The sequence below is a fragment of the Bacillus sp. FSL L8-0654 genome, from assembly GCF_038629965.1.
GTDB lineage: Bacteria > Bacillota > Bacilli > Bacillales > Bacillaceae > Bacillus > Bacillus safensis.
This window is the reverse complement of record NZ_CP152026.1, coordinates 1,780,700-1,796,260: the sequence shown is the minus strand read 5'-3', so window position 1 is coordinate 1,796,260 and position 15,561 is coordinate 1,780,700. Positions and strand designations below refer to the sequence as shown.

16 protein-coding genes are annotated in these 15,561 nt (G+C 39.4%); 13 read left to right on the top strand and 3 right to left on the bottom strand.

What is annotated here, in order from left to right; genetic code table 11:
• Position 1: 1 nt before the first annotated feature.
• Positions 2–871, top strand: a complete 870-nt coding sequence (locus MHH65_RS09090) for a class II fructose-bisphosphate aldolase (protein WP_268414591.1) — start codon at positions 2–4, stop codon at positions 869–871.
• Positions 872–909: 38 nt separating this feature from the next.
• On the opposite strand, the gene MHH65_RS09085 is transcribed toward MHH65_RS09090, so the two are convergent.
• Positions 910–2,430, bottom strand: a complete 1,521-nt coding sequence (locus tag MHH65_RS09085; protein ID WP_197172895.1) for an MDR family MFS transporter — start codon at positions 2,428–2,430, stop codon at positions 910–912.
• A 170-nt stretch (positions 2,431–2,600) separates the two neighbouring features.
• Here MHH65_RS09085 and MHH65_RS09080 point away from each other — a divergent pair, with 170 nt between their 5' ends.
• From MHH65_RS09080 to MHH65_RS09060, 5 genes are all read left to right on the top strand, one after another.
• Complete coding sequence (locus MHH65_RS09080; RefSeq protein ID WP_044335851.1) at positions 2,601–3,020, top strand: MarR family transcriptional regulator; 420 nt, start codon at positions 2,601–2,603, stop codon at positions 3,018–3,020.
• A 315-nt stretch (positions 3,021–3,335) separates the two neighbouring features.
• The gene (locus MHH65_RS09075; protein ID WP_326355677.1) at positions 3,336–5,006 is read left to right on the top strand and encodes a T7SS effector LXG polymorphic toxin; all 1,671 of its coding nucleotides are present in this window, start codon (positions 3,336–3,338) and stop codon (positions 5,004–5,006) included.
• Positions 5,007–5,025: 19 nt separating this feature from the next.
• Positions 5,026–5,385, top strand: coding sequence for a ribonuclease toxin immunity protein CdiI (gene cdiI, locus MHH65_RS09070; protein ID WP_024427143.1), 360 nt, complete (start codon positions 5,026–5,028; stop codon positions 5,383–5,385).
• Between the two features lie 143 nt (positions 5,386–5,528).
• On the top strand, positions 5,529–5,891 hold the full coding sequence (locus tag MHH65_RS09065) for a hypothetical protein (protein WP_268414451.1): 363 nt from the start codon (positions 5,529–5,531) through the stop codon (positions 5,889–5,891).
• Between the two features lie 133 nt (positions 5,892–6,024).
• A complete protein-coding gene (locus tag MHH65_RS09060) occupies positions 6,025–6,432 on the top strand; it encodes a hypothetical protein (RefSeq protein ID WP_268414450.1) in 408 nt (135 codons plus the stop codon).
• 256 nt (positions 6,433–6,688) lie between these two features.
• On the opposite strand, the gene MHH65_RS09055 is transcribed toward MHH65_RS09060, so the two are convergent.
• Both MHH65_RS09055 and MHH65_RS09050 read right to left on the bottom strand, forming a co-directional pair.
• Entirely contained in the window at positions 6,689–7,153 is a 465-nt protein-coding gene (locus tag MHH65_RS09055; protein ID WP_268414449.1) for a phage tail protein, read from the bottom strand.
• A 21-nt stretch (positions 7,154–7,174) separates the two neighbouring features.
• Positions 7,175–7,654: a GyrI-like domain-containing protein gene (locus MHH65_RS09050; RefSeq protein ID WP_268414448.1), complete on the bottom strand. Its 480-nt coding sequence runs from the start codon at positions 7,652–7,654 to the stop codon at positions 7,175–7,177.
• Between the two features lie 110 nt (positions 7,655–7,764).
• Here MHH65_RS09050 and MHH65_RS09045 point away from each other — a divergent pair, with 110 nt between their 5' ends.
• The 7 genes from MHH65_RS09045 to MHH65_RS09015 all read left to right on the top strand — a co-directional run bounded on the left by MHH65_RS09045 (position 7,765) and on the right by MHH65_RS09015 (position 15,373).
• Positions 7,765–8,727 (top strand): HTH domain-containing protein, encoded by a 963-nt coding sequence (locus MHH65_RS09045; RefSeq protein ID WP_268414447.1) that lies wholly within the window; start codon positions 7,765–7,767, stop codon positions 8,725–8,727.
• Positions 8,728–9,071: 344 nt separating this feature from the next.
• The gene (locus tag MHH65_RS09040) at positions 9,072–9,512 is read left to right on the top strand and encodes a rhs-associated protein (protein WP_268414446.1); all 441 of its coding nucleotides are present in this window, start codon (positions 9,072–9,074) and stop codon (positions 9,510–9,512) included.
• A 282-nt stretch (positions 9,513–9,794) separates the two neighbouring features.
• Positions 9,795–11,867 carry a BglG family transcription antiterminator gene (locus MHH65_RS09035; RefSeq protein WP_268414455.1) on the top strand — a complete coding sequence of 691 codons (2,073 nt, stop codon included), beginning with the start codon at positions 9,795–9,797 and terminating at the stop codon, positions 11,865–11,867.
• 15 nt (positions 11,868–11,882) lie between these two features.
• Complete coding sequence (locus MHH65_RS09030) at positions 11,883–12,149, top strand: PTS sugar transporter subunit IIB (protein ID WP_268414444.1); 267 nt, start codon at positions 11,883–11,885, stop codon at positions 12,147–12,149.
• Between the two features lie 24 nt (positions 12,150–12,173).
• Positions 12,174–13,436 carry a PTS ascorbate transporter subunit IIC gene (locus tag MHH65_RS09025; RefSeq protein WP_098676940.1) on the top strand — a complete coding sequence of 421 codons (1,263 nt, stop codon included), beginning with the start codon at positions 12,174–12,176 and terminating at the stop codon, positions 13,434–13,436.
• A 17-nt stretch (positions 13,437–13,453) separates the two neighbouring features.
• Positions 13,454–14,146, top strand: a complete 693-nt coding sequence (gene alsE, locus MHH65_RS09020) for a D-allulose 6-phosphate 3-epimerase (RefSeq protein ID WP_098676939.1) — start codon at positions 13,454–13,456, stop codon at positions 14,144–14,146.
• A 186-nt stretch (positions 14,147–14,332) separates the two neighbouring features.
• Positions 14,333–15,373, top strand: a complete 1,041-nt coding sequence (locus MHH65_RS09015; protein ID WP_268414443.1) for a LacI family DNA-binding transcriptional regulator — start codon at positions 14,333–14,335, stop codon at positions 15,371–15,373.
• Positions 15,374–15,561: the final 188 nt, after the last annotated feature.

The window sequence follows — 15,561 nt, the reverse complement described above, 5'->3', positions numbered from 1 at the left end:
CATGCCTTTACTTTCAACAACACCAATGCTTGAGGCTGCGAAAAAAGAAAAATACGGAATTGTGGCATTCAATGTACACTCCTTTGACAGTATCTATTGGGTGCTCGAAACTGCTGCAGAATTAAAGTCACCTGTGATTTTGCAAACAACGGTTGGAACGGTTCAATCTCTTGGAGCAAAAGCAATTGCAGATACAGTGAAGGCGGCGGCTGATCAATATCAAATCCCAATCGGTCTTCACCTGGATCACTGCACAGACTTTGATGTGATTCTCACCTGTATCAGGGCCGGATATACATCCGTTATGATCGATGCATCTATGCATTCATATGAAGAAAATGTACGCCGCACAAAAGAAGTCGTGGATCTTGCCTTAAAAGTCGGTGTGAATGTCGAAGCAGAGCTAGGCAAGGTAGGCGGCGTAGAAGATGATATCGTCGTCGATGAAAAAGATGCTGAAAAAGCCGTTCCATCAGAATGCCGTCAATTTGTAGAAGAAACTAGGGTGCCTACTTTAGCGCCTGCGATTGGTACTGCCCATGGCATTTATAAAGGGGTGCCGAATATTGACTTTGCCCGCATTGAACAAATTGCAGCGTTGGTCGATGTACCACTTGTCCTGCACGGTGGTTCCGCTGTACCAGATGAGGATGTCAAGCGATGCGTTGCACTTGGAATGGCAAAGGTGAATGTCTCAACTGAACTGAAAAATGCATATTCCGAAGCGATACGTGATCATTTCTCAAACGAACCTGAAAGCTTAGATCCGCGTATGTATTTACAAAAAGCAAAACAAGCAGCGAAAGACATGGTCCAATCGAAAATACGAATCGTTGGCAGTGAGGGCAAAGCCCATCCGTTATATCAATAAGAAAAAAAGCAGAGCCGCTATCGCTCTGCTTTTTCACATTATTCGTTTTCCTTCATTTCATTAGATGTGCGTACCCGTGCATTTCCCATAAATACGACCGTAATCGCCGCAAGTGCAATCGGGAATAATGCAAGCAAAAATACGTACGTAATACTTTGTGACATCGCATCGATGACTTTATTTAAAATATCAGTCGGAATTTGTGAGCGGGCACCTTCTTGGAAAATAGCCTGTGGATCGCTTATTTGAGAAGGGGCTCCTTTCATTCCGCTAAAGGCATCAGCTAAACGATTTGTCAGCACATTGGTTTGAATCGTTCCGAAAATTGTAACACCGAGCGTCATTCCAAGTGATCTCATAAATGAATTGGTCGAGTTTGCACTGCCTCGGTAACGCGGCTCAAGATCATTCATTGAAGCTGACGGCAGAAGGGAGAAGCTGAACCCGACGCCAAAGCCTGATATCATCATAAAGAGTGTGAGCCACAGTCTTGCTGTATCTGGTGACATATTGGCAAGCAGCAGCATCCCAGCGAAAAATGAAATGACAGAAATAGTCATAAGACGTCTGAAAGGCACTTTCGTCTGCATCGTTCCGCCAATCATACTGCCAATGACTGATCCAATCATCATCGGTGTTAAAATGAACCCTGCACTTGTCGCAGATTCACCGTACACCGCCTGCACGAAAATAGGAATAAAGACAGCAAGAATAATAAATGTCCCGCCATATAAAAACGCCAAAATTTGAGATGTTGCAAATAATCGATTTTTAAACATCCAAAATGAGATAATTGGCTCTTCAGCCTTACGCTCAACAATAAAGAAGATCGTACCGAACACAAGAAACACAGCAAAAAGTGTGAGGATTTGCACCGAATCCCAAGCATAAGATTTACCGCCAAGCTCAAGCGCGAACATTAAGCTGACAACCGCAACGACAAGTGTAATAGCACCTGACCAGTCGATTTTCTGCTTACGATGTTCAAGCGATTCCTGATAGTATCTAGCGATCAAGAAGACACTGACAATACCAATTGGCACATTAATATAGAAAACCCAATGCCAGCCGATCGAATCCGTAATAATAGCACCTAAAAGCGGTCCGAGTACACTTGATAAACCAAAGACTGCTCCAAACATACCAGACATTTTTCCGCGCTTTTCAGGCGGGAAGATGTCGAAGATAATCGTAAATGCGATCGGAAGAAGTGCACCGCCCCCAAGCCCTTGAATGGCTCGGTAAATAATGAGCTGATCCATCGTTTGTGCGATACCGCACAGCGCTGATCCAATTAAAAAGAAAATAAGTCCAAACAGAAAAAAACGCTTTCGACCATACATATCAGAAAGCTTTCCGTAAATAGGCATTCCCGCCATCACTGCCACCATATAAGAAGCCGTCACCCAAGCAAATTTATCAAAACTGCCTAAATCTGCTACGATGCTTCCCATTGCTGTTGCAACAATGGTATTGTCCATCGCTGCCATAAAAATCCCTAACAGCAAACCGATGACAACAAAGCGAGTGGATGCCTTGCCTTTATCCACCTGATTCATTTCATTTACCTCCTGCTTACGTTCTCTCATTATTTTTGCTATGATCAACTTAACCATAAAGTAAGAGAACATTTATCTTGATGATCAAGATAAATTGATTTTAAAGGGAGGAGAACAAGTTGTCAATAAAGAACGAGGCTGAAGACAGAGCAGCCCAGATCATCCATACAATGAGGCGCCTCGCCACACGAACCGTCTTGTTCCACCAAGCGGCCGCTCAATCGCTCGGCCTTTTTCCAACAGATCTCAAATCCGCCGATTTATTAAACGAACTCGGTCCTCTCACAGCAGGAGAATTAAGTGAAAAAACAGGTCTTAGCTCAGGTGCGGTCACAGCTCTTATTGATCGGCTTGAAAAAGCGGGCTACGCCAAAAGAGAAAAGGACCCAAAAGACAAACGAAGAGTCATCATTGTTCCTCTAACAGCGGGGAAATCACAGGTAAAAGAACTCTTTCGATCCTTATCAACATCAACGAAGGAACTCACAAATGAATACAAACCAGAAGAATTAGATTTAATTATTCAATTTATAACTGAAGCAGCAGATATCATGGAGCAAGAGCTGCAATTGCTGAAGTCTAAATCGTAAAAAGTACACTGATGCGGGTGTGCTTTTTCTAAGTGCATTCCTAATTCATGTATGGATTACCTCGACTAGTGACATCTTCCTTACCATGGAAGTGCTCTATAACAATTTTATAATGAAGTAGCTTAAAAAATATTTATTTAAAAGATGTTCTAAATATCGCATCATAATTATTACTGACAAAAGTGGAGCTAAAGTATTCTATTGAAACATTGTTCATTTACATAATAAGTACTGTTTTTGTGTCTTAATTCCTATTTAATAACAAACTTTGTATTGGTAAAATTGACCTTGTCAATGAATAGGAAGGAGTGAATTCTGCTGGGGAAGATACTTGATGCAAAAGCACTAACAAGTGCTATGGATACAAGGGCAAAACACTATCAGGAACTCCGCGAACAAATGGTAGATTTAAAAAAGTCATTACAAGGTGTTGCCAATCTCGGTGATGATTTCACTGGGAAAGGAGCCGATAATATTAAAAGTTTCTATAAAGAGCTTGCTGGAAATGTAGACATGTTTATCAGCTTCATTGATAAACAAAAAGCCTTTCATGAAGGTGTTTCTGGGACACTGGATGATACGAGCTTTGGCGGCGATACCTTTATAGAAGAACACTTTTTAGACAACGCAGTACATATGGGCATCAAAAACGCCAAAAGCATTGTAAAGGATCAAAAAAAGGCACTCAAAACGATTTTTCAAGACATTGATGACCTCATTTCCCTAGAGGTATTTGATAGCCAAACCTTTGATGAAAAAATAGAAGATGCGGAAGATGAACGAAAAAAGACGGTCAAAGAACTAAGAGAGCTTGATCAAAATTTAAAAGATGAATATGCTTTGTCAGAGACGGAGCAGCAAGCTACAATGGCATTGTACGCTGAAATGATCAATGCGACAAATGACGGAAAAGCGATTTCGCCTATGAATTTTGACAAGAAAGCGTATCAAAATAGCGAAATCTACAAGGCAAAGAGCGATATTGAGAAGCAAACTTCTGAATATCTGAAAATCAAAAAAGAACAAGAAGAAGCCCGAAAGATTGCGAAGGAACAAGAAGCGCTCGCCAACCGTCCTTGGTATGAAAAAGCCCTCGATTATGGCGGGAATATCGTGAATGAACTGACTGGCGTGAACGATGCAAAACGTGCCGCAACAGGCGTCGATCCAATCACAGGGGAGGAACTCACCGCAGGCCAGCGAGTCGCTGCAGGAGGAATGGCTGCAGCCGGCTACATCCCTATCGTCGGCTGGGCAGGACGCATTTTCAAAGGCGGGAAAGCAGTCTATAAAACGACCCAAGCCACATCAGCCGCAGTCAGGGCAGTTGAAATCTATAAGACATCACAAAAATCCTTTGACGCCCTGAAAACATCGCAAAAAGGTTTATATGGACTCACCGCCACCAACGGCTTCAGCGAAGCAATTACAGGCCGAGACATGTTTGGAAACAAGATCTCAAAAGAACAGCAGGAAGCGAGTATGAATGCGGCTCTGGGGATGCTTTTGCCGTTTGGGGCGAAAGGCTTTCGGGGGAAGATGGGAATTACGGGTAGGGAAAAAGTTAAGTTCTCATCTAGCTTAGAAGATCATATAAGAAAAGTTGATCCCAATGTTCCAAGGAGAAGAGGAATTGGTGGGGCGCATAACAAAGATGAATTTATGAAAAATGATGTAAATATATTAAATGTTAAGAAGCATGATGCTTTGCCAGGAGTGGAAAAAATAACTTACCAAGTTCCTTCTTTAGATGCTAAAACAGGTCAAAAAATTGGATGGAAAGCAAAGCCATTTGATAAAACTGTTTATGATCCTAAGTTAATTTCTGATGAAGATTTTATTAAACGAGGAAAAGAAGCTGTAAATAATGCTTCTTCAAAAGGTGTTTTAGGGAGAGAATGGGAAGGTTATGATGGACAAGGTATAAAATGGAGAGGTTATACAGATAAGGATGGGGCAGTGACCTCGTTTTATCCTGAATTATAGGTAGGAGGATTCAGATAGTATGTTAAAAAAAATTTTAGAAACTCAAATGTTAAAAGATGAACACTTTCCTGTGGTGGCTTTTTTCAATGCCATTACTGATGATAGCTTTGTAAATATTGTTCAGCATTTATCTACGGGAGTAGGTTATGGAATTAACGATGTGGATTGCACATTTCCAAATGATCTGGAACCCGACGAGGAGCCCTTTCATGGAGTACTATTTGCACTTCATGATGATGAGGTTATTGTTGATTATCAAACATTCTACTATTATCTTGAGCAAGCCTGTAACACGTACATTACAGAGTATCCTCAGGATAAGAAAACTATTAGCGAGGTGTTAAGGAAGGTTTTTGAAAAATATAGATTGGCCAATTGACAAAAGCAACCTCTGAAAATAGTTGAGCAACTAAGTATTGAAATTAGTAGAATGATTAAAGACAATTTTAATTGATAATTTATAGGCTAAATAATAAATTAGGACCTAAATTACTATCAAATTTATGAATAAATTGGAGAATAATGAGAATAAATATAAAACTCGAAGTCCCTGTATTCAACATTCATCCTTTAAGAATAACTGAAGGTTGGATTATACGTTATAATAATTTCAGGGAAATTGACCCTAAAAAGTTAGAAGCAGAAGATGATAGATGGTTTATGTTCACTGAAAGTTTATTACAACTTTATCATGAGAAATCATCAATAACATTGGATTTAGGGTGGTATCCTGATTTATCTTCTGATGGTAACTACCTTGTTCTAATAGTTAAAAATACAGATTGGGACAATCCTATTGAGGAATTCAGCTCGGATGACTATACCAAAGTGATTGATTTTATAGAATTTCATTTGAAAGAAATTACATCCAACTGGTGGAAATAAAATAGTAGGTACTTATTTACTAACAAATTAACATCGCTAGTTTCTTCAGTTTTACTCGTTTTTGATCAATTTTTGAGGCTGAAGGTACTCGAGAATGTGTTCTCAGAGTAATTTCATAATTAGGGGACTCTATATGTTTAGAGAATTAGATAATCTTTTATCTGCTGATACAACAGTAGATTCATGGTATGATGGCGGGTGTTTGATTGCTAGTGAGATACTCTCTGATTTTAGCCTAAATGACTGGGAAGAACTATCAAATCAGATGCTTAATAAACCAATAGAGTGGCAGCGTAAAATTGCTTATTGCCTGGATAATGAGTGCAATGAATATGAGCTAAATATTTTAATAGATTTGTTGAATACTAATGATAAAGAATTATTTGAGATTTGTATTGATACATTGAGAAGCTTCCCAATTGAAGAAGGCATGAAGCATCCTCAAATTTTAGAACGTGTAAATCATGTAGTGGCTACTACTGAGAATTCACTAGTAAAAGTAATTTTTCAAGGCTTTCTTTCAAAGATGAATTCAAATTAGTTCGTTTTTAATGAGATTACGCAAAAAACTTGATTGGCTTAATGCCTTTCAAGTCTTTTTGTGTTATTGGACTTCAAATTAAAAAAAAAACGACCAAAAGGGGATCGGGACCTCATCGTATAACTTCTTCATAAGAAAATGAAGTGGGTACAATAAACAGAAAAACATCCTCTAATAATGCATAGAGAATGCTGCTCTGTTTAGAAGGGGGAAATAATTTTAATTTATTTGTTTCATCAGATTCACAAATTCGAGTTCAATATTCCCCTTTAATTTTAAAAAATGACCCACGAATCGTTCCAGCTAGTTTAGACTTCTGCTTAGCAAATTTAAATTTTCCTTCTAATTCCTTTGGTACTTCCATACCTTCAGAAAGCTTAAAACCAACAGCACGTTTTTTCGGGTCATCCAATGTATAAAGGACGTTAATTGCAAGACCATCCTCATAAAAGACGTAGGTCCATTTGATATTTTCCACTTGAAAACTTGCCGTTTCTAAAGGTTTGGCTGCAAACTCTAGTTCACGTTCTTCTTTTAACACTCGGTTTACATAATCAAGAGTCTCCTGACTTTCGCTAGCAGGGAATACTGTAAATTCATGCTTATATTTGTTCATAAAGTAACGAGCCTCATTAGCTCGTAAGCCAGCAAGTGCTTCTGCTACAGGTGAAGACTCTAAACCAATCGTAGACACATTTTTAAAATCAACGATATAGGCCATTTCTATCCCTCCATATTCTTCTTATTTTCGTACAACAGGAATCCACATCTCACCAAGTAATAAGTCGTTTCGCTGACCCATCTCTACCACTGCGTTTGGTCCACCAACATAGGCAAAATTCTTTGCTTCAGGCAAGACTTGGCCAAATGCAATGCCAGTAAGAGTATGATGCAATTCATCAGATGTCTTAGCTTCCCCTTTAACGATTAGATATTCCCCTTTAGGAAATTGAATCACTCTGTCCGCTTCTGGTAACGATTCCTCTGTCATGACCCCGACATAATGCATCAGCTTGTTATTTACCGCTTCGTTTACGATAAAAATATAGTCATTTGTGGCAATGGCTTTTAAGGTGTCAAGCTTTCCTTCTTGTTTGACTGCTTGCCAAAAGTCTGCTTTTTCCTTCGTAATGCCCGCATTGTCTGTGTAATGACTCTTAAGTTCAGTTCCAATTCCTAACACGTTAAAGCTGTCTTTTTCTTCTAGTATATAATCTGTCATATTCTACACATCCTCTTCAAAAAATGAATCAAATGATTCTTTCTTTTCACTTGATAGGTATATAATAGGCTTAAACCATGTCAAAAAATGATACTGTTTAGGGGGACCAGATGAAAAAAGTTGAACGGATTAATACCATCATGCGGTATATTAACAACCGCGCCAACTTTACAATTTCTGAAATCATGAGAGAATTTCATATCTCTCGTTCGACAGCAATTAGAGACATCAGAGAAATTGAAGCTATGGGGATGCCGCTTGTCGCAGAAGTCGGAAGGGACGGGGGATATTTTGTGATGAACAATTCTGTCCTGCCAACTGTTCGTTTTACCGATAATGAGATTAAAGCTCTTTTTATTGCCTTTATGGCCACGAGAAACCAACAACTCCCTTATTTAAAGAGTCGCCAGTCTTTAGCTGAAAAATTACTAGGACTCATCTCAGAAACCCAGCAAGATGACCTTGTTCTTTTAAATCGCCTCCTGCTATTTGAAGGGACTAATCCGAATAATCCTGATCTGCTTGATTTGACAGATCTCCCTCATCCCATGTTAGAAAAATTAATCCAACTGATTATTTTGGATAGATATTTACTGATTACCATGAGAGAGGAGAAAGTGATAAAGTCCTATCCTATTTACCTTTTGAACCTTTATCGTGAAAAAAGCCTGTGGTTGATTGAAGGCTTTGATTTAAAGGAGGAGAAGAAACTGATTTTCCCTGTCGACAATCTCACAGATGTAGAACCATGCTCTACAAAAAAGAGATTAAGCAGGAAAAAGATTTTAGAAAAACTAAGTAAGCAGGAGGAAGTAATCAACCTTGTCCTTGAACTTGGTCCAAAGGCAATTGCACAGTTCAAAAAATACCATCCTTTCAAAATGTCAATTTCTTATACGAACCCTTACCAAACTACAGCCATTTTAAAGACTTTTATCGATGTTAATCATTCAGAAGAAATAACCGAAATAACAAATTGGCTTTTTTTCCTAGGCGATGATATCAACGTCAGGGAAATGCCTGTAGAAATCTTGGAAAGTTTACAAGAGAGACTACTCCTATATTGTCCATAATCAATGCTGATTAGACCTCATATTAAAAACATCACAAATAGTGGTAAAGTAGAAAGGTGAGGAGGTATTTTGATAAAGCGTCGATTCACAAAATTCACGCTCAAAGTTTCAAACAATGAACCACCAATCTTATTTCCATGCTTCTTTTAATAAACAAATACCTCTGTTGAAATTTAATTCTATTGAGATGAAGGGATTGAACATAGAAGAATGAAGTTTTGATATGGCAGAAAATTTAATGTAAATCGGTCAAAAAGATGAATATGCTTTGTCAGAGACGGATCAGCAATTCTTATAGATCTTGACAAGAAAGACATTAAAAAACACAAAAGGGGTTAATTTTATTGAATTCTTATGATGAAGATCTAATAAAGGATTTGGAATTAAAAGACCTTCTTAAATATGTCAAAGTACATAAAAATCCAAAAATTTATTTAGATTTAATAGAACAAAAATTTGATTTTGCTGGTTCAAAAATAGATTGGTTACAAACCAATAAACATCATAGTAAGAGCTCAAACAATGAATCGTTACTTTCTGATGCTCTTCTTTTTATAACTGAATTAAATGAAAGATATTTAGATAATAACTTACAAGTAATTTACATAGGGGATAACCTTACAGAGTTTGGGTACCAGTTTGAATTAAAACATTTAAAAGAGTTACTAGTCTATTTTTTAGATATCCCACAGCACCACTACTTTATATCTTTAGAAGGCGATTGGTGTATTTGTATTTCATCTGAAAACGATTTGGATTTCGGATTTAGTTTAAACACAAAATAAATTTAAGTGTCACGTATAGGAAAAATAAAAGATGATAAGAAGTGAAAAAACCTTGATTGGCTTTATACCATTCAAGGTTTTTTGTGTTTATTGGTCCTCAACACGTAAAAGAAGAGAAAGGACTCTTTGTATACAAGCCTGAAAGCACACTCAAATGGTGTGTTTTTCTTATGAAAAGAGCACACAATCGCTGCACAGCACGTGCTGAAGACATTTGGACTTCTTTGATGCATGTGAGTTGATTAGACTTATAACCAAAGGGGAAGAAAGGAGGAATTCCAACTGTACTTAACCAAACGGGGCACGACGTTACTATCTATGCTGCTTCATACGACATCTTATCTATCAATAGAAGATTTACAGAATCGAATGAATGTCTCGACTCGAACCGTTTACGCTGAAATTAAGCGAATGAACAGCTGGCTGGAAACTCATCAGCTTAGTGGTGTGCAGCGAAAAGGCCAACGTGGCTATTATTTAAATCCTCATGAAAAAGAAATCATTATTCAAAAAGCTGATACCATTCTTGTTGGTCACGATTATGAACCATGTGTAAAGGAACGAAGGGCTATCTTGCTTTTATCCATTGCATGCAGCGAGCATTGCCTAAGAATTGATGATTTTATGAAGATGACAAAGGTGAGCCGAAATACATTGCTTGAGGATATGAAACAGCTAAAAGAAGCGCTTTCAAAGCAGGAGATCACACTCCGCTATCAGGCAGCAAGCGGCTATGTCATTTCAGGAGACGAAAGGGCCATTCGATTGGCACTCAAACCTTATATACATCTCATTCGCACAATGATCAAAAACGAAAAAACGTTTCCGTCGTTTTGGTTAAAGGGACCTATTTCATCCAAACGGGTACACCATCTCCTCCAGCAGTCAGAACAAGAACTTAAGCTTGAATTTGCAGATGAGATGCTGGATCAGCTCTCTTTGGATCTCTTTTTTTACTTCAAGCGGATGAAGCTAGGGCATGCCGTACACATTTCAAACGAAGAAAAACGAACATTGCAGGAAACAGAGGAATGCTTGGCGGCTATTCGTTTCATGGCGCAGATTCAAAAAGAGGCCAGTCTCATTGTTCATGATGATGAGATTTATTTTCTTAGCACCTTATGGCTCAGTGCCAAAAAACAAAAACTTCCATTAATTAAAAAACCAGAAGAACATCTCATTCGCACCATCGCCAGACAAATGATATTGGACTTTCAGCGATATGCTTGTATTTCCTTTCAAGAACCAAAAGCATTGGAGCAAAACTTAACAATGCATTTAATTCCAGCTTATTACAGGCTCATCTATCACATTGGTATAATCAACGAACTGACGGATTCTATAAAAAAAGCACAGCCAGAAGTGTTTGAAATCACTCAGAAAGTTGCATGCCATTTAGAAAAGGCGGCCTGTTCAAAGCTGAGTGATCATGAAATTGCATATCTCGCCATGCATTTTGGCAGCTGGATGAGAAGAGAAGGAATTTCACCAATTGTAAGGCGTTCAGTATATATTGTCTGCGGAGAAGGAATTGGCACAAGTAACATGCTGAAAACTCAGCTTCTTGAATTAATCGGCTACATCGAAGTACGCGGGCTGTTATCAAAGCGCGCATATGAAGAATTAGCAGCCGTTGATGCAGATTTCGTTGTGTCCACAACACCTATATCGTTTAAAGGAAAACCAGTTCATCTCGTTCATCCTATTTTAACTGCCTATGAGAAAAAAACATTACTTCAATACGGGAAAGGCTTAGAAACGAGGGTTGACGAGCAGCATGTAAACGCTTTATTTAACATCATTCAGCAGCATACCATCGTACAAAATAAACAAGCACTGCTTCATGACATTCGAGAGCTGCTTCATCCCACATATGTATCCTATCAGAAAGGGTGGAACCCAGTGTTAAATGATTTATTAACAGAACAAACCATCAAGCTCCACCAAACAGCAGACACATGGCAAGAGGCGATTACAAAAGCGGCGCAGCCATTACTTGATCAAAATGCTATTAAACCAAGTTATGTAGAAGCCATGATACAGTCTGTTCATCAAAATGGTCCTTATATTGTCATTGCACCACAAGTGGCCATCCCACATGCAAGGCCCGAGGATGGCGTGAACAAATTGAGCATGACGCTCATGTCATTCAAACAGCCCATTTCATTTTCAAAGGATGGAAAAAAGCAGGTGCGGCTCGTCATTGTGTTAGCCGCTATTGACAGTATGAGCCACCTGAAAGCACTCAAACAACTGACCATGCTGTTAAGTGAAGAGAAACGGACGAAACAATTGATTGAAGCAGAAGAATTAGCATCTGTTCAAGAACTAATTGATCAATTTTCACAAGTATAAAGGAGGAAAAAGACAATGAAAAAAATTCTTGTTGTGTGCGGAAACGGATTAGGAAGCAGCTTTATTGTAGAAATGAATGTCAAAAAAGCATTAGAAGAATTAGGTCTTAAAGCTGAAGTGGATCATACCGATCTCAGTACAAGTAAAAATGAACAAGCAGACCTTTATATCGGCGCAGTTGATATTATTGACCAGCTGAATGACGGTACAAGAAATGTGGCTGGCTTAAATAATTTGTTAGACCAGAAAGCCATTAAAGACGTCCTTCGTCAACACATTTAAGTCATGAAAAGGGGGATTCACATCATGATAGAACTGATCATGAACGATATATTGGGCACACCTGCCATTCTCATCGGTTTGTTTGCACTAGCCGGTTTACTTTTGCAGAAAAAATCAGCCGCAGACACTGTGTCAGGCACCTTGAAAACAACCATGGGCTTCTTAATATTAGGGGCGGGCGCTACAGTCGTCTCTGATTCACTCGGGGTTTTTCGAAAGATGTTTGAAGCAGCCTTTCACATTCAAGGGGTTGTCCCAAATACAGATGCTATGGCCGCCATTGCTCAAAAGGAATTCGGTACACAGACAGCACTCATTATGATTTTTGGCATGCTGGTCAATTTGTTACTCGCAAAATTCACACCCTTTAAATATGTCTTTTTGACTGGTCATCATACATTGTATATGGCGGCTATGCTCGCCGTCGTTCTCTCGACAGCCGGCATGCACGGATGGCTGCTCATCTCCACTGGCTCAATGATATTAGGTGCAGCTATGGTCATTGCCCCCGCAATCCTTCAGCCATTTACGAGGAAAGTCACCGGAAGCAATGATCTCGCGCTCGGACACTTCAGTACTTTCGGTTATTTTACTGCGGGAATGATCGGCAAATGGGTTGGTTCTCCTGAAAAATCAACGGAAACCATTCAAGTCCCTAAATCACTCGGTTTTCTAAGAGATACATCTGTTGCCATTTCAATTACGATGGCTTTGCTGTTCTTTGCAATTGCACCGTTTGCAGGAATTCCTTTTATCGAACAAATTAGCGGGGGCACGAACTTCGCTGTTTTCATTCTCATTCAGGCGATTACGTTTGCTGCTGGTGTGTACATTATTTTAGCAGGGGTACGGATGGCCATTGGCGAGATCGTGCCTGCTTTTAAAGGAATTGCCGATCGATTCGTAAAGGGAGCAAAGCCAGCACTTGATGCGCCAACCGTTTTTCCGTTTGCACCAAATGCGGTCATTATCGGTTTTTTATGCAGCTTTGCTGGAGGCATCGTATCCATTTTTCTTTTACCTTTGTTTGGTTTAACTGTCATTGTCCCTGGTCTTGTCCCGCACTTTTTTTGCGGTGCTACAGCAGGTGTATATGGCAATGCAACAGGTGGGGTAAGAGGTGCTGTTGCTGGGGCATTCGTAAATGGATTGCTTCTTTCCTTTTTACCTGCATGTTTATTACCTGTGCTCGGAACCCTTGGCTTTGAAGGGACAACGTTTGGAGATACAGACTTTGGTATCATCGGAATCTTGATTGGATTGATCAAGTTTATATTTCAGCTGTAAAAAGGAGGAGCCAGAGAATGACAGCCGTTTTTTCACCTTCACTGATGTGCATGGATTTAACTCACTTCCGTGAACAAATTCATCTTCTTAACACGAGAGCAGACCGGTACCATGTCGATGTGATGGATGGTCATTACGTGAAGAATATTACGTTATCACCCTTTTTCATTGAACAGCTTCGGAAACTAACAAATTTACCGATTGATGTTCACCTTATGGCTGAACACCCTCAGGATTTTTTAATCGATGCATGTATTGATGCAGGCGCAACGATGATTTGTTTACACCCAGAAGTCGTGCAAAAAGATGCCTTTCGAATGATCCGGCATATTCACCAAAGAAAATGTGAGGTTGGCTTTGTTCTAAATCCCGCCACACCAGTTGCAGCATTAGATTCCTTTATTCATTTAATAGATCGAGTGACGATCATGACAATCGATCCAGGCTTTGCCGGACAGCCCTTTATTAAAGAAATGCTTCAGAAAATCAAACAGGTGAAAGATATCAAAAAACACGGAGGATACTCGTTTTCAATTGAAGTAGACGGTTCTTGTAATGAGAGCACGTTCCGGCTGCTTGCTGAGGCTGGAAATGAAATCTACATCATCGGCACCTCAGGTTTATTTGGACTTCATAAAGAACTCGACACTGCTTGGGAAAGAATGAAGCAAATATTTGCAAAAGAAACAGCCTCAATTAAATCACGTTAGTAAAAGAGGAGGATGAAACCCATCCTCTTTTTTACGCAAATTTTACTAAAACACAATTCACTCACCAAAACATACCCAAAAACAAAATAAAAATCACAAATTCATAATTGAAAGCGCTTTATTAATATGTTATTCTTCAAATATCTTTAGTAAATATTTAGTCAAATAACGATGAGGAGTTTGCCTATGACCACACTCAAAGATATTGCTCATGATGCAAAAGTGTCCGTTTCCACTGTATCCCGTGTGTTAAATGGCGATCAAACGCTTGCTGTTTCACACGCAACGAGACAAAACATCCTCGACATTGCTAAGAAGTTAAACTATACCCCAGTGAGAGCAAGAAAAGCCGATCAAGCAGAAGAAAAAAGCCCATCTGAATCCCCAGTCATCGGTGTCGTTGTCGCTCAATCCATTGACGAAGAATTAAATGATCCCTTTTTTTCATCAATTCGAAAAGGAATTGAAAAAGAATATGCCAAACAAGGCTTGTCCACTCTCCATACCTTTCGCCTAAGAAGCATGGATAAAGGGGCGATACTAAAGGATATTGACGGTTTGATCGTCATTGGACGAATCAGCCCCGATACGGTTGAAAAAATGACAAATCGATTGGAACACATTGTGTTTATCAATCATTATGCGGATGAAGATTTGTATGATTGTGTACATGTGGATTTTGTCAGAGCGGCAGATCGCGCCATTCGCCATCTGCAATCTCTCGGCTATACACATCTAGGCTATATTGGCGGGAAAGAGCGGGAGCATTATTTTGAAGGTAATGCTGTGATTGAGGACAAAAGACAAACGACGTTTATGAAAAGAATGCAAGAGACGGGAACTCTTCATATGGAAGACATCCACATTGGTGAATACTCCATGCAAGAAGGCTATACGCTGATGCAGCAAGCCATCAAAAAAGGAAAACTGCCACAAGCCTTTTTCATTGGAAGTGACTCTATGGCAATCGGGGCAATGCGCGCGCTGCATGAAGCCGGTCTACACGTGCCTTCAGATGTATCCATTGTTGGATTTAATGACATTGAAGCCGCTTCATTTTCAAGCCCGCCGCTTACAACCGTCAAAGTATATACAGAAGAAATGGGCGAAATCGGCCTGAAGCTTTTGCTTGAGAGAATAAACGGAAGAAAACTTCCTCTAAAAGTCGTCGTGCCAACAACACTCATCGAGCGAGGCAGTACATGTCTCATCCATGAAAGGAGGTGAACCATCGATTTCAGCTAACAAAAAAGAGACAAAAAAGCAGAAAGCAAGCTGCTTAGCATGATGGCCAGATCATGCTGAACACAAGGCAGCCTGCCGATATGCTCTCTTATCTCTTTGAAAAGAATAGAATTCCAGTATAATGGACTTCTTTTGTTTCCGCAACTGCATGAATTCTACCGATTATCGTC

What these genes read in the sequence shown, in the direction of transcription:
- MHH65_RS09045 (WP_268414447.1), top strand. Translation starts at nt 7,765, where the DNA reads ATGAAAAAAGTTGAACGGATTAATACCATCATGCGGTATATTAACAAC.
- MHH65_RS09060 (WP_268414450.1), top strand. Translation starts at nt 6,025, where the DNA reads ATGTTTAGAGAATTAGATAATCTTTTATCTGCTGATACAACAGTAGAT.
- MHH65_RS09085 (WP_197172895.1), bottom strand. Translation starts at nt 2,430, where the DNA reads ATGAATCAGGTGGATAAAGGCAAGGCATCCACTCGCTTTGTTGTCATC.
- MHH65_RS09015 (WP_268414443.1), top strand. Translation starts at nt 14,333, where the DNA reads ATGACCACACTCAAAGATATTGCTCATGATGCAAAAGTGTCCGTTTCC.
- MHH65_RS09050 (WP_268414448.1), bottom strand. Translation starts at nt 7,654, where the DNA reads ATGACAGATTATATACTAGAAGAAAAAGACAGCTTTAACGTGTTAGGA.
- MHH65_RS09080 (WP_044335851.1), top strand. Translation starts at nt 2,601, where the DNA reads ATGAGGCGCCTCGCCACACGAACCGTCTTGTTCCACCAAGCGGCCGCT.
- MHH65_RS09030 (WP_268414444.1), top strand. Translation starts at nt 11,883, where the DNA reads ATGAAAAAAATTCTTGTTGTGTGCGGAAACGGATTAGGAAGCAGCTTT.
- MHH65_RS09055 (WP_268414449.1), bottom strand. Translation starts at nt 7,153, where the DNA reads ATGGCCTATATCGTTGATTTTAAAAATGTGTCTACGATTGGTTTAGAG.
- MHH65_RS09065 (WP_268414451.1), top strand. Translation starts at nt 5,529, where the DNA reads ATGAGAATAAATATAAAACTCGAAGTCCCTGTATTCAACATTCATCCT.
- cdiI (WP_024427143.1), top strand. Translation starts at nt 5,026, where the DNA reads ATGTTAAAAAAAATTTTAGAAACTCAAATGTTAAAAGATGAACACTTT.
- alsE (WP_098676939.1), top strand. Translation starts at nt 13,454, where the DNA reads ATGACAGCCGTTTTTTCACCTTCACTGATGTGCATGGATTTAACTCAC.
- MHH65_RS09025 (WP_098676940.1), top strand. Translation starts at nt 12,174, where the DNA reads ATGATAGAACTGATCATGAACGATATATTGGGCACACCTGCCATTCTC.
- MHH65_RS09090 (WP_268414591.1), top strand. Translation starts at nt 2, where the DNA reads ATGCCTTTACTTTCAACAACACCAATGCTTGAGGCTGCGAAAAAAGAA.